General features: G+C 69.1%; 12 protein-coding genes. 6 read left to right on the top strand and 6 right to left on the bottom strand.

What is annotated here, in order from left to right; all coding sequences use genetic code 11:
* Nucleotides 1-35: 35 nt before the first annotated feature.
* Together B7R22_RS11245 and B7R22_RS11240 are read right to left on the bottom strand one after the other, a co-directional pair.
* Nucleotides 36-1,232: a YeiH family protein gene (locus tag B7R22_RS11245; RefSeq protein WP_437184145.1), complete on the bottom strand. Its 1,197-nt coding sequence runs from the start codon at nt 1,230-1,232 to the stop codon at nt 36-38.
* Nucleotides 1,223-2,869, bottom strand: coding sequence for a dolichyl-phosphate-mannose--protein mannosyltransferase (locus tag B7R22_RS11240; protein WP_116411814.1), 1,647 nt, complete (start codon nt 2,867-2,869; stop codon nt 1,223-1,225). Before B7R22_RS11240 ends, B7R22_RS11245 begins: the two co-directional genes overlap by 10 nt.
* Before the next feature lie 99 nt (nt 2,870-2,968).
* Here B7R22_RS11240 and rsmI point away from each other — a divergent pair, with 99 nt between their 5' ends.
* The 5 genes from rsmI to B7R22_RS11215 all read left to right on the top strand — a co-directional run bounded on the left by rsmI (nt 2,969) and on the right by B7R22_RS11215 (nt 8,292).
* The gene (gene rsmI / locus B7R22_RS11235; protein ID WP_116411813.1) at nt 2,969-3,868 is read left to right on the top strand and encodes a 16S rRNA (cytidine(1402)-2'-O)-methyltransferase; all 900 of its coding nucleotides are present in this window, start codon (nt 2,969-2,971) and stop codon (nt 3,866-3,868) included.
* A 41-nt stretch (nt 3,869-3,909) separates the two neighbouring features.
* Nucleotides 3,910-5,478: a methionine--tRNA ligase gene (metG, locus tag B7R22_RS11230; protein ID WP_116411812.1), complete on the top strand. Its 1,569-nt coding sequence runs from the start codon at nt 3,910-3,912 to the stop codon at nt 5,476-5,478.
* Nucleotides 5,475-6,425 (top strand): TatD family hydrolase, encoded by a 951-nt coding sequence (locus B7R22_RS11225; RefSeq protein ID WP_116411811.1) that lies wholly within the window; start codon nt 5,475-5,477, stop codon nt 6,423-6,425. Before metG ends, B7R22_RS11225 begins: the two co-directional genes overlap by 4 nt.
* The gene (gene rsmA, locus B7R22_RS11220) at nt 6,425-7,282 is read left to right on the top strand and encodes a 16S rRNA (adenine(1518)-N(6)/adenine(1519)-N(6))-dimethyltransferase RsmA (protein WP_116411810.1); all 858 of its coding nucleotides are present in this window, start codon (nt 6,425-6,427) and stop codon (nt 7,280-7,282) included. The genes B7R22_RS11225 and rsmA overlap by 1 nt, the downstream gene beginning before the upstream one ends.
* 74 nt (nt 7,283-7,356) lie before the next feature.
* Nucleotides 7,357-8,292, top strand: a complete 936-nt coding sequence (locus B7R22_RS11215) for a 4-(cytidine 5'-diphospho)-2-C-methyl-D-erythritol kinase (protein ID WP_116411809.1) — start codon at nt 7,357-7,359, stop codon at nt 8,290-8,292.
* A gap of 187 nt (nt 8,293-8,479) precedes the next feature.
* Here B7R22_RS11215 and B7R22_RS11210 read toward each other — a convergent pair whose 3' ends face one another.
* The 3 genes from B7R22_RS11210 to B7R22_RS11200 all read right to left on the bottom strand — a co-directional run bounded on the left by B7R22_RS11210 (nt 8,480) and on the right by B7R22_RS11200 (nt 10,040).
* Entirely contained in the window at nt 8,480-9,124 is a 645-nt protein-coding gene (locus B7R22_RS11210; protein WP_116411808.1) for a 2'-5' RNA ligase family protein, read from the bottom strand.
* Between the two features lie 35 nt (nt 9,125-9,159).
* Entirely contained in the window at nt 9,160-9,720 is a 561-nt protein-coding gene (locus B7R22_RS11205; RefSeq protein WP_116411807.1) for an adenine phosphoribosyltransferase, read from the bottom strand.
* A 68-nt stretch (nt 9,721-9,788) separates the two neighbouring features.
* On the bottom strand, nt 9,789-10,040 hold the full coding sequence (locus B7R22_RS11200; protein ID WP_116411806.1) for a DUF6458 family protein: 252 nt from the start codon (nt 10,038-10,040) through the stop codon (nt 9,789-9,791).
* 96 nt (nt 10,041-10,136) lie between these two features.
* On the opposite strand from B7R22_RS11200, the gene B7R22_RS11195 reads away from it, so the two are divergent.
* The gene (locus tag B7R22_RS11195) at nt 10,137-12,011 is read left to right on the top strand and encodes an ABC-F family ATP-binding cassette domain-containing protein (RefSeq protein ID WP_116411805.1); all 1,875 of its coding nucleotides are present in this window, start codon (nt 10,137-10,139) and stop codon (nt 12,009-12,011) included.
* Here the strand turns inward: B7R22_RS11195 and B7R22_RS11190 are convergent.
* Nucleotides 12,008-12,508, bottom strand: a complete 501-nt coding sequence (locus B7R22_RS11190) for a MarR family winged helix-turn-helix transcriptional regulator (RefSeq protein WP_116411804.1) — start codon at nt 12,506-12,508, stop codon at nt 12,008-12,010. The genes B7R22_RS11195 and B7R22_RS11190 overlap by 4 nt on opposite strands.
* Nucleotides 12,509-12,594 lie beyond the last annotated feature (86 nt).

Raw genomic sequence — 12,594 nt, 5'->3', positions numbered from 1 at the left:
GCCTGAATTGTGCACGGGGCGGCGGAGCGGAGCGCTCAGCGGAGGAGCGCGACCGCCGCGAGTGACAGCACCGCGATGAGGAGCCACGAGGCGAGGCCGACGATGAGGGCTCGCCAGCCGGTGCGGGCGAGGGCGGCGAAACGGATGTTCGAGCCCAGCCCGAACAGGGCCATCGCTAGCAGGATGGTCTGCGCGGTGTCCGCCACCGAGAGCACCGGGGCGGCCACGGTCTCGTCGCCGAGCAGGAAGGTGCGCACCAGCACCGCGGCCAGGAATCCCACGATGAACAGCGGCACGATCGCGGGGCGCTTCGCCCGGGCAGCGGATGCCGCGGCGGAGGCGGAGCGCTTGAATTCGTCGGTGCCCTCCTCTGCCGCGATGGCAGCATCGGAGTCGCTGGCCGTTCCGGCGGCGAGGCGTGCGAGCCGCGCCGACCGGTCCTGCTCCTCGGCCCGCAGTGCCCGGCGATCGCGACCGCGCTCGACGAAGCCCACGATCGCGACCATCGGTGCGAGGGTCAGCACGCGCGTCAGCTTCACGACGACAGCTACGGCGAGAGCGACGGGCCCGGCGATCTGGGCGGTCGCGACGACCTGGCCCACGTCGTGCACGCTCAGCCCGACCCAGAGGCCGAAGTCGGCGTCGTCGAGTCCCAGCGGGAAGCGGAGGGCCGGCAGGATGAAGATCGCCAGGGTGCCGCAGAGCGTGACCAGGGCCACAGGAGTCGCCTGGTCCTCGTCCTTGCTGCGGGTGACCGCGCTCATCGCACCGATCGCCGAGGCGCCGCAGATCGAGAAGCCGGCGGCGATCAGGATCGGCTGGGTGCCGGGCAGGCGGAGCAGCCGGCCGAAACCGAAGGTCGCTGCGAAGGTGATTCCGACGACGAGCACGATGACGACGATGGTCGGCCAGCCGAGGCCGGCGATGTCGTAGAGCGAGAGTTTGAGGCCGAGCAGCACGATGCCGATCCGGAGCAGCCGGCGCGCAGCCATCGCGATACCGGGCTTCAGGACCGTATCGAGCAACCGCTGCGTGGCGGGAATCTGGCCCACGATCATCCCGAGCCCGACCGCCGCGGTGAGCAGAGGGATGGCCGGCACAACGAGGTGGAGGAGGAACGCGATGAGCGCCGCCGCCCCCGCGACGACGAACCCGGGCAGCCAGCGCGGGCCGGGGAAGCGCGACGCGGGCGCCCGGCTCACCGCCCCGTTCGCCGCCCCGTTCACCGCCACGACGGCAGCCAGTAGTGCAGCGTCAGCAGCCAGCCGGGTATAGGCTGCGCCGTCCAGACCGGCCAGAAGAACACCGACACCGCCACCGCGAGCAGCAGGTAGGCGGCCACGACCCAGAGGGCCGCGACCCGTTTTCGCCGGGCATCCGTTCGTCGCCCGAGGGCCATGCCGATCACGAACGTCAACCCGAGGATCATGTAGGGCTCGAACGCGATCGTGTAGAACTGGAAGATCGTGCGGCCCGAGAAGAGCAACCAGGGCAGGTAGCCGCCGACCATGCCCATCAGGATGATGCCGACCTGCCACTCACGCTTGCGGATGAGACGGTAGACGAGGAAGAAGATGGCAGCCGTCGCGGCCCACCAGATCGCGGCGTTGCCGACCGAGGTGATGTTCTCGTAGCAGGTCTGCTCGCCGCAACCGCCTGTGCCGTCGCTGATCGTGTTCACGTACATCTGCGTCGGCCGGATCATGAACAACCAGGTGAACGGATTGGCCGCATACGGGTGCGGTGAGTGTTCGTTCACGTTGAAGTTGTAGACACTCACCTCGAAGTGCCAGAAGTTCTGGATGGTCAGCGGCACCCAGGCGAGCCCGCCGGCCCAGGGCGTTCCATCGGTCTGCGCCCAGTTGCGGTAGTAGCCGTTCGTGCTGGTGAACCAGCCCGTCCAGGTGACGAGGTAGCTCGCGAGGTAGACCGGCACCAGCAGCACGAACGACGCGAGGCCCTGTTTGAGGATGGCGGCGCTGATCCAGAACGGGAGGCCGGCGCGGCGTCTCGCCAGGGCATCCACCAGAACGGTCCAGAGCGCGAAGGCGACAAGGAAGTAGAGGCCCGACCACTTGACCGCCGTGGCGAGGCCGAGGGCGACGGCGGCGGCCAAAAGCCACGGCCGGTTCCAGATCGCGGGCCCCCAGAGCACTTCTTTGCCCTCCCGCTCGCTCGCGGCTATCCGCTCAGCCAACCGTTTCAGATGCCACTCGCGGTCGAGCAGGAACGCGCCGAAACCGAGCAGCAGGAAGAGCATCAGGATGCCGTCGAGAATGCCCACCCGCGACATCACGATCGCGTGCCCGTCGATCGCGAACAGGAATCCGGCGATGGTGCCGAGCAGCGTCGACCGGAAGAGTTTCGTGCCGATCATCGAGATGAGCAGCACGCCGAGGATGCCGCAGACCGCCACCGAGACGCGCCAGCCGAAGCTGTTCTCAGCCCCGAACACGGCGAGCCCGAGGGCGATGATCCACTTTCCGAGCGGTGGATGCACGACATAGGTGGGGCTGTCGGTGTATGTGTTCACGTCGCCGGCGTTGAAGGCCGGGTCGGGCGTCGACGGCCAGGATCCCTCGTAGCCGAGGTGCAGCAGCGACCAGCCGTCTTTGACGTAGAACGTCTCGTCGAAGACCAGGCTGTGCGGGTCGCCGAGGTTCCAGAGCCGGAGGATCGCGGCGACCAGCGTGACGGCGATCGGCCCGCCCCAGCGCCAGGCCCGCTGCCGGGCCGGGGTGCTCACGAGGGCGGCCCACCACGTGTCGAGACGGCTTCCGCGGGGGCCCTCGGGGCGCGTCGGGGCGTCGGCGGCCAACGGGGCTGGCGCGGGGGGTACGGAGTCGGTCGCTGGGCTCACCCGCCCCATGGTACTGGTGCGAACCCCGAGGGCCGCCCGGGCGCACCGCCACAGCCACCCGGGCGCACCGCCACACCGGAGAAGGGGCAGCGGTGCGACACTGGGAGGATGATCATCCTCGCCGCCACCCCGATCGGCAACCTCAAGGATGCCTCCGTGCGTCTCGTCGAGACCCTCGAGGCCGCCGAGGTGGTTGCGGCCGAGGACACCCGGGTCACCGCGAAACTGCTGCGTGCGCTCGGCGTCCAGAACAGGCCGCGGTTGCTGGCCCTCCACGACCACAATGAGCGGGAGAAGGCGGCCGAGCTCGTGGAGCTGGCTCGCACGACCGACCTCGTGGTGCTGAGCGATGCTGGAATGCCTACTGTCTCCGACCCGGGGTTCCACCTCGTTCAGGCGGCTGTCGCCGCGGGGGTTGATGTCACGATCATCCCGGGTCCGTCGGCCGTCGTGGCGGCGCTCGCGGTGTCGGGGCTGCCTACCGACCGGTTCACGTTCGAGGGCTTCCTGCCGCGGAAGCAGGGGGAGCGGGTGTCGACCCTGACCGAGCTCGTGCGGGAGCGGCGCACGATGGTGTTCTTCGAGTCGCCGAACCGGCTCGCGGCCTCGCTTGCCGACATCGCTTCGGTGCTGGGCGATGCGCGGCTCGTCGCGGTGTGCCGGGAGCTCACGAAACTCTACGAGGAGGTGCGGCGGGGCGGGGCGGCGTCGCTTGTGCCGTGGGCTGCGGCCGGGGTCAAGGGTGAGATCGTGCTGGTCGTTGCTGGCGCTGCCGCGCTGGAGGTCACACTCGAGACCGGGTTGGCCCAGGTGCGGGAGCTGGTCTCCGACGGCACCCGGCTGAAGGATGCCGCCGCGGCCATCGCCGAGGCGACGGGGCTCAGCAAGCGCGACCTGTACGAGGCGGCTCTGGCTGGGCGAGCATCCGGCACGGCCGCCGGTACGGCCCCAGGCGCGTCTTCTCGCCCACAGGCGCCCGATCTGCCGGGTTATCCCCAGCCGCGGTAACACGGCGGCCCGGATGCCCGGCACGCCTTAAGATGAGGAGCATGTCCGACGGCTCTTCGTTCTATATCACCACCCCCATCTTCTACGTCAACGACGTGCCCCACATCGGGCACGCGTACACCGAGGTGGCGTCGGATGTGCTCGCGCGCTGGCACCGCCAGGCGGGCGACGACACGTGGTTCCTCACCGGTACAGACGAGCACGGGCAGAAGATCCTCCGCACGGCCACCGCCAACGGTGTCTCGCCCAAGGAGTGGGCCGACCGCCTCGTGGCGACGGCCTGGCAGCCGCTGCTGGCCACCATCGACATCTCCAACGACGACTTCATCCGCACCACCGACGAGCGGCACGAGAAGAACGTCCAACTGTTCCTACAGCGCCTCTTCGATGCCGGCTACATCTACACGGGCGACTACGAGGGTTTCTACTGTGTGGGCTGTGAGGAGTACAAGCAGCCCACCGACCTGGTCGACGGCACCGGCCAGTACGAGGGAGTGCAGGTCTGCGCCATCCACTCCAAGCCGGTGGAGCTGCTTCAGGAGCGCAACTACTTCTTCCGGATGAGTGACTTCACCGACCGGCTGCTCGATCTCTACGAGTCGAACCCGGAGTTCATCCAGCCCGAGAGCGTACGCAACGAGATCGTCGCGTTCGTCCGGCGCGGACTGAACGACCTCTCGATCAGCCGCCAGTCGTTCGACTGGGGCATCAAGGTGCCGTGGGACGACACGCACGTCGTCTACGTCTGGTTCGACGCGCTCCTGAATTACATCACCGCGGCCGGGTACGGCAGTGACGACGCCCGTTTCGAGGAGCTCTGGCCGGCCACCCACATCGTCGGCAAGGACATCGCCCGCTTCCACGCCGTCATCTGGCCGGCGATGCTGATGGCCGCCGGGCTCGCCGTGCCCAAACAGGTCTTCGGCCACGGCTGGCTGCTCGTCGGAGGCGAGAAGATGTCGAAGTCGAAGCTCACCGGCATCGCCCCGAACCAGATCACCGACACGTTCGGTTCGGATGCGTTCCGGTACTACTTCATGAGCGCCATCACCTTCGGTCAGGACGGTTCGTTCAGCTGGGAAGACCTCTCGGCCCGCTACCAGGCCGAACTTGCCAACGGCTTCGGCAACCTCGCATCGCGGGTGATCGCCATGGTGATCAAGTACGTCGACGGCCGGGTTCCGGATGCCGGCACCCTCACCGACGCGGAGGAGGGCCTTCGCGCACTCGAGCGCACGGTGGTCGCCGAAGCAGACGCCGCGATCGAGCGGCTCGCCATCCAGGACGCCCTCACGAGCATCTGGCAGCTGGTCGACCAGCTGAACGGGTACATCACCGTGCAGGAGCCGTGGAAGCTGTCGAAGAACCCCGAAGACCGCGCCCGTCTCGAGACGGTGCTGGCAACCGTCGTGCACGGCGTCGGCACCCTGGCCGTGCTGCTGTCGCCCGTGATCCCCGAGGCCACGACGAAGCTCTGGCAGGCGCTCGGCGGTGTCGGCGACATCGCCGACGTGCCGATCCGCCAGGCCTACGACTGGCAGGGCGTCGGCCGCGTCGAAGCCCTCGCCCCGCTGTTCCCGCGGGTCGAGACCATCGAAGGCGCCGCGTGACCGACGGGGGGCCGCCTGCCGGGCAGAGCGCCGACCAGCCCTTCATCCGGCAACGGGACCCGTCGCCCGGCCGCGACCTGAGCTACCCGCCGCTTCCGGAGCCGCTCACCGTTCCCGTCTACGACAACCACACGCACCTCGAGATCGCAGACGGTCACGAGGGCGAGACGTTGACGTACCGTGAGCACCTCGACCGGGCATCCAGTGTCGGCGTCCGCGGTGTCGTGCAGGTCGGCGGCGACGTCGAGACCTCACGCTGGTCGGCCGAGCAGGCTCTCCGCGAGCCCCGGATGCTCGCCGCCGTCGCACTGCACCCGAACGAGGCGCCCGTGTACGACCTCGCGGGCGGCCTCGACGACGCGCTCGCGGTCATCGCCGAGCTCGCGACGCGCCCCCGCGTCGCGGCGATCGGTGAGACGGGGCTCGACTTCTTCCGCACGTCGGGCGACGAGGCCCTCGCGGCGCAGTACCGCTCGTTCGAGGCCCACATCGAGATGGCCAAAGAGAACAACCTCGCGATGCAGATCCACGACCGGGACGCGCACGCCGAAGTGATCGCGACGCTGAGGCGGGTGGGCGCCCCCGAACGCACGGTGTTCCACTGCTTCTCCGGCGACGCGGAGCTGGCCGGCATCTGCGCCGAGAACGGGTGGTACATGTCTTTCGCCGGCACCGTGACCTTCAAGAATGCGGGCAAGCTCCGGGATGCGCTGGCAGTCGCTCCGCGCAACCTGCTGCTGGTCGAGACCGACGCGCCGTTCCTCACGCCGACGCCGAACCGCGGCCGGCCGAACGCGCCCTACCTGATTCCCCATACCCTCCGCGCTATGGCCGAGCACCTCGGCACCGACGTGTCGATGCTCGCGGCGCAGATCTCGTCGAACACCGAACTCGTCTACGGGTCGTGGAATGCCGAACCCGTCGTGCTGCCCGAGTGGGCCGACTGATGACCGACGAACGCGCGGCGCTGCTGGGGCCGGCTGAGGTCCGAGACCTCGCCGAGCTGCTGAACCTCACCCCGACCAAGAAACTCGGCCAGAACTTCGTCATCGACGGCAACTCGGTGCGACGCATCGTGCGGATCGCGGGCGTGCAGCCCGGTGAGACCGTGGTCGAGGTCGGTCCCGGGCTCGGCTCACTCACCCTCGGAATCCTCGAGGTGGGCGCTGAGGTGATCGCCGTCGAGATCGACAAGCGTCTTGCCGAACAGCTGCCGCTCACGGTCGGGGTGCTGCAACCGGATGCCCGACTGACCGTCATCCGCGACGACGCGATGCGCATCATGTCACTGCCCGGGGCGCCGACCCGGCTGGTGGCGAACCTGCCGTACAACGTCTCTGTGCCCGTGCTGCTGCACTTCCTCGAGCACTTCTGGAGCATCCAGAGCGGCGTGGTGATGGTGCAGGCCGAGGTGGGGCACCGCATCGCGGCCGACCCCGGATCGAAGGTCTACGGCAGCCCGAGTGTCAAGGCGTCGTGGTACGGAACCTGGCGAACGGCAGGCCAGGTCAGTCGGCAGGTGTTCTGGCCCGTGCCGAACGTCGACTCGGTGCTGGTCGCGTTCGAGCGTTCGAGCACCAGCCTCGCCAGCGAGGAGCTGCGGCTCGCCACGTTCGAACTGGTCGACGCTGCCTTCCAGCAGCGTCGCAAGATGCTGCGACAGTCGCTGTCGAGCGTGTTCGGCAGCGCGGCGACTGCCGCACAGGTCATCGAGGCCGCCGGACAGGACCCCACTGCCCGCGGTGAGGCTCTCACCGTGCACGATTTCCTCGCGATCGCCCGGGTCGCGACCACCGTCGAATGACGTTCATCGGCTCCACGGGTGCCCGCCCGTCATGATCGTTCAGTGACCTCGCCAGCCTCAGGTAGGTTATTGACATGACTCAGAACTGGCGGGGCAAAGCGGTTCACGTCAGGGCCCCGGGCAAGATCAACGTGTTCCTCAAGGTCGGCGCGGTGATGCCCGACGGCTACCACGACGTGGCGACCGCCTACCAGGCCGTGTCGCTCTACGAAGATGTGAGAGCCTTCGACGCCGACGACTTCTCGGTCGCCTTCACCGGATCCATCGACTCGTCAGCCCTGCTGACCGACGGTTCGAACCTCGCCATCCGTGCCGCGCGCATGCTCGCACATCGCGCCGGATACCGCGGGGGAGTACACCTCGAGATCGCGAAGAACGTCCCCATCGCGGGCGGCATGGGCGGCGGGTCCGCTGATGCCGCAGCCACCCTCCTGGCCTGCGATACGCTCTGGGGCACCGAGCTCGGGCGCGAGGAACTGCTCGGGCTCGCCGCGCGGCTCGGTGCGGATGTTCCGTTCGCGTTCACGGGCGGCACGGCGATCGGCACGGGCCGCGGCGACCGGCTGAGCCCGGCGCTGGCCAAAGGTCAGTTCCAATGGGTGCTGGCGCTCGCGGAGTTCGGATCCTCGACCCCTGAGGTCTACAAGGAGCTCGACCGGCATCGGGACAGGCACGCCCAGGACATCTTTCCCGCCCAGACCCAGCCCACGGTCGACGCCGACGTTCTGCAGGCCCTCCGTGCGGGCGATCCGCACATGCTGGCCGAGTCGCTGCACAACGACCTCCAGGCCCCGGCGCTTCATCTCGCGCCCGCGCTCGCCCAGGTGCTGGAGGTCGGCGAGGCCAACGGCGCCCTGGCCGGCATCGTCTCCGGTTCGGGCCCGACGGTCGCGTTCCTCGCGGCCGACCTCGACGGCGCGCTCGAACTGCAGGTCGCGCTGGGCGCCGCGCGCCACACCGTCGTGCGGGTGACCGGGCCCGTGCACGGCGCCCGCCTGATCGGCGACTGACCGCCCCGTCCTCCGTCGCTGGGCCGCCGCGCCGCCGTCGGTGGCACGGACTCTAGGGAATGCCCCTAGGCAAACTGACCCCGTATACGTGGTGATGCAGCCCCACGCATTCCGTAGCGACGAGGATGGGAACGGGCCGCCGGACCGCACGCCCTCACGCCGTCTGCTCGCCAGATCCCCACGCCGGCTACTCGCCGGGCGGCAGCACGGTGACGGTCTTCGTGTCGCCGTTCCATTGCCGCAGGGGGCCGGCGAAGGCCGGTATCGAGGTCATCACCGAGAGACTGTGGGAGGGTCGCTCCTCCGCGGCGAGCACGGTCAGTGCTTCGGCGAGCTGCGCGGGGGTCAGCCGCGAGGCCAGGGTCACGTGCGGCACCCACGAACCCGGGTGGGTGAAGGTCGACAGGTCGGTCGCCCCCTGGGCCCGACGGTGCACGGTGGCGTGCAGGTCGAGCAGTTGGGGGCTCGCGACGACGAGCCGGGCGAGCACGAGGCCTGACGGAGGCTGGCCGAAGACGGCGAAGCCCGTGAACGCCAGCGGCAGGGGGCCGTGGTCGACGCCGGCCAGCGCCTGCGGCGGTGTGGCCTGCGGCGATGTGGCGTGCGGCGATGTGGCGTGCGGCGACGCGAGCCCCGGCACCGCGGCCGCCGCACGGGCTTTCGGGAGCAGCGTCGCATCCACCGCACGCGCGGCGAGCAGGGTGATGTGCGGCGCATTGCTCGTGCCCGTGTGCCGCGCATGGCTCGGCAATCCCGCTCCTAGCAGGGCCTGCCACTCGGCGCGCACGCGCGCATCCGTCACCGGGTCGAGCAGCAGCTCGAAGCTCATCATGCGGGGGCGGCCGTCCTGGTCATCCGGACGACTGCTCAGCCCGGCAGCTCGATGAGCGCGTGCACCGGGTACCCCTGGAGGACGTCGCGCCCGCCGAGCCCCGCAAGTTCGATCGCCACACCGAGGCCGACCACCACGTAGCCCGCTCGCTCGAGCAGGCGCACGGCAGCCGCGAGGGTACCGCCGGTGGCGAGCAGATCGTCGAGCACGTAGACCCGGGAGCCCGGGGCGAGCGAATCGGGCTGCAGCTGGATGGTCGCCGTGCCGTATTCGAGCGAATAGGTCTCGCTCAGCAGAGGCCCCGGCAGTTTGCCGGCCTTGCGGATGGGGTACACCCCGATACCTCGCGAGTGCGCAGCGGCCGCGGCGAACAGGAACCCGCGGGCTTCGACGCCGACCACGGCATCGATGTCGGCTGGCATGCGGGAGAGCAGGGCATCCGTCACCTGCCGGAGTGCGGGGCCGTCGGCCATCAGCGCCGTCAGGTCGCGGAACAGGATGCCCGGCTTCGGGAAATCAGGGGTGGTGGTCATTCTGGCGGCGATCAGCTGCGCCACGCTCGTCGAAGAGGTCACCGTTCGAGGGTAGTCGAGCATCCGGAGCCCCCGGGCGTGCGGAGCCCCCGGGCGTGCGGAGCCCCGGGCATCCGGAGCCCCACCGGTCGCTAGACCACGTCGTCGCGGCGCTCGCTCCGCGTGACCTGCTCGCCGCTCACCGGGTCGACCGCGCTGCGAGTCGTCGCCGTCGAGGATCTCTTGCGGGCGATCAGTGCGATGCCGATGATCACGATCACGAAGCCTGCGCCCATCAGGATGTAGCCGACGGTCTTCACGTCGATCCAGCTGACGGTCACGTCGAGGGCGAAGGCGAGGATGGCGCCGACGGCGATGAGGAAGATACCGAGTCCGAGACTCATGGGAGACCTGCTTTCTGCGTCACCACAGACGCTACACGCGTGCGCGCGTTTCCACCCTCACCGTGGGCCCCTCGATTCTGTGGTCAACTTGAGGTAATGGCACATCTACTGGGGGCAGAGTCCCTCCACCTCGAATTCCCCACCCGCGTGATCTTCGACGACGTCACCATCGGCATCAACGAGGGCGACCGCATCGGTATTGTCGGCCGGAACGGCGACGGCAAGTCCACGCTGCTCCGGATGCTCGCGGGAAGGCTCGAGCCCGACAGCGGCCGCGTCACCCGCCGGAACGGTGTCACGCTGGCGGTGCTCGACCAGTCCGACACCCTCGACGACTCGCTGACGGTCGGCCAGACCATCGTCGGCGACATCGACGAGCACGTCTGGGCGGGCGACCCCATCGTGCGCGACGTCATCGCGGGCCTCGCCAGCGACATCTCGTGGGACGCGCGCGTCTCCGACCTCTCGGGCGGCCAGCGCCGGCGTATCGCGCTCGCCCAGCTGCTCATCGGCGACCACGACATCATCTTCCTCGACGAACCGACCAACCATCTCGACGTCGAGGGCATCTCCTGGCTCGCCGGGCACCTGAAGCGCCGCTGGTCGGCGAACGCCGGAGGCCTCGTGGTCGTCACACACGACCGGTGGTTCCTCGATGAGATCTGCACCGCCACCTGGGAGGTGCACGACCGGCTGATCGAACCGTTCGAGGGCGGCTACGCGGCGTACATCCTGCAGCGCGTCGAGCGCGACCAGATGGCGGCGACCATGGAGGGCAAGCGCCAGAACCTCATGAAGAAGGAGCTTGCGTGGCTGCGGCGCGGCGCCCCTGCCCGCACAGCGAAGCCGAAGTTCCGCATCGATGCTGCCAACGCTCTGATCGCCGACGAGCCGCCCGTGCGCAACTCCATCTCGCTCGCGTCGATGGCCATGCAGCGCCTCGGTAAAGACGTGGTCGACCTCGAGAACGTCTCTGTCGTCTACGAGGGAAACGGATCCGGCACCACGCCGGAGAAGCGGGTGCTGCACGACGTCACCTGGCGCATCGCCCCAGGTGAGCGCACGGGTGTGCTCGGCGTGAACGGGGCCGGCAAGTCGACCCTCCTCAGCCTCGTCGCCGGTTCGCTCCAGCCGACCACGGGAACGGTCAAGCGCGGCAAGACCATCCGCGTGGCGACCCTCACCCAGCAGCTCTTCGAGCTCGACGACATCCTGAACGACCGGGTCAGCGAGGTCATCGGCCGCCAGCGGAGTTCGTACGTGAGCGGCGGCAAGGAGATGACGCCGACCCAGCTCCTCGAACGGGTCGGGTTCACGAGCGCGCAGCTGTCCACGCCGGTCAAGGATCTCTCCGGTGGGCAGAAGCGCCGCCTGCAGTTGCTTCTGATCCTGTTGAGCGAACCGAACGTGCTGATTCTGGATGAGCCCACCAACGACCTCGACACCGACATGCTCGCCGCCATCGAGGACCTGCTCGACACCTACCCGGGCACGCTGCTCGTCGTCTCGCACGACCGGTACCTGCTCGAGCGCGTCACCGACAACCAGTACGCCGTGATCGAGGGGGGATTCATCCACCTCCCGCGGGGCGTCGACCAGTACCTCGAGGTTCGGGCCCTGCAGCAGCGCAACGGTTCGCGCGGGTCGACGTCGAGCCCGACCGAGTCGCAGGCGGGCCAGTCGGGCGATGCAGGCGGATCGGGCAGTGCCGGCGGATCGGGCAGCGCCGCGCCCTCGAAGCCGAAACTGTCGGGTGCCGACCTCCGGAACGCCCAGAAGGAGCTCGCCTCGGTGAACCGCCGGCTCGAGAAGTACGGCACGCAGGTCGCGAGCATCCACGAGAAGATGGCGACGCACGACGCGAGCGACTACTCCGGCCTCGGTGCCCTCTCGGCCGAGCTCGACACCGTGCAGTCGACGCTCAGCGACCTCGAACTGCGCTGGCTGGAGCTCAGCGAACTCTTGGCTTAGCCGAAGTCGCGGGAGAGCTTCCGGAGGAGCCCGGCGAGGCGCTCCTGGTCGGGCTTCGACAGGCTCGACAGCAGCTGCGTCTCGTTGATCACGAGCTCGTCGATCGCACGGTCGACCCGCGCGAGCCCGTCGGCCGTCATGGTGACGAGGATGCCCCGGCCGTCGTGCGGCGAGGTGCGCCGTTCCACGAGGCCCCGGCTGACGAGCCGATCGATGCGGTTCGTCATGGTGCCGGAGGACACCAGGGTCTCCTCGAGCAGGGCCTTCGGGCTCAGCTGGTAGGGCGAACCCGCACGGCGGAGCGCGGAGAGCACATCGAACTCCCACGAGTCGAGCTCGCTGGTGCCGAAGGAGGTGCGGCGGGCCCGGTCCAGGTGCCGGGAGAGACGCCAGACCCGGGAGAGCACCTGCAGGGGAGCGAAGTCGAGATCGGGCCGTTCCCGCTTCCACGCGTCGACGATCGCGTCGACTGAGTCAGTGGATTCCGGATCGGGCATCCTTTCATTATCGCCCGAAACCGCCCGGATCTGGTCGGGGTCGTCACGCGCGGGCGCTCGATCTGGCAGACTTGTACACTGCACGA

It is taken from the genome of Subtercola boreus (assembly GCF_003399635.1).
GTDB classification, from domain to species: domain Bacteria; phylum Actinomycetota; class Actinomycetes; order Actinomycetales; family Microbacteriaceae; genus Subtercola; species Subtercola boreus_B.
The sequence above is the reverse complement of the archived record's forward strand: the minus strand, read 5'-3'. Positions and strand labels throughout refer to the sequence as shown.

Excerpts from the sequence above, each read along its gene's own strand:
- B7R22_RS11240 (WP_116411814.1), bottom strand. The coding sequence starts at position 2,869 with ATGGGGCGGGTGAGCCCAGCGACCGACTCCGTACCCCCCGCGCCAGCC.
- rsmI (WP_116411813.1), top strand. The coding sequence starts at position 2,969 with ATGATCATCCTCGCCGCCACCCCGATCGGCAACCTCAAGGATGCCTCC.
- metG (WP_116411812.1), top strand. The coding sequence starts at position 3,910 with ATGTCCGACGGCTCTTCGTTCTATATCACCACCCCCATCTTCTACGTC.
- rsmA (WP_116411810.1), top strand. The coding sequence starts at position 6,425 with ATGACCGACGAACGCGCGGCGCTGCTGGGGCCGGCTGAGGTCCGAGAC.
- B7R22_RS11215 (WP_116411809.1), top strand. The coding sequence starts at position 7,357 with ATGACTCAGAACTGGCGGGGCAAAGCGGTTCACGTCAGGGCCCCGGGC.
- B7R22_RS11210 (WP_116411808.1), bottom strand. The coding sequence starts at position 9,124 with ATGATGAGCTTCGAGCTGCTGCTCGACCCGGTGACGGATGCGCGCGTG.
- B7R22_RS11205 (WP_116411807.1), bottom strand. The coding sequence starts at position 9,720 with ATGCTCGACTACCCTCGAACGGTGACCTCTTCGACGAGCGTGGCGCAG.
- B7R22_RS11200 (WP_116411806.1), bottom strand. The coding sequence starts at position 10,040 with ATGAGTCTCGGACTCGGTATCTTCCTCATCGCCGTCGGCGCCATCCTC.
- B7R22_RS11195 (WP_116411805.1), top strand. The coding sequence starts at position 10,137 with ATGGCACATCTACTGGGGGCAGAGTCCCTCCACCTCGAATTCCCCACC.
- B7R22_RS11190 (WP_116411804.1), bottom strand. The coding sequence starts at position 12,508 with ATGCCCGATCCGGAATCCACTGACTCAGTCGACGCGATCGTCGACGCG.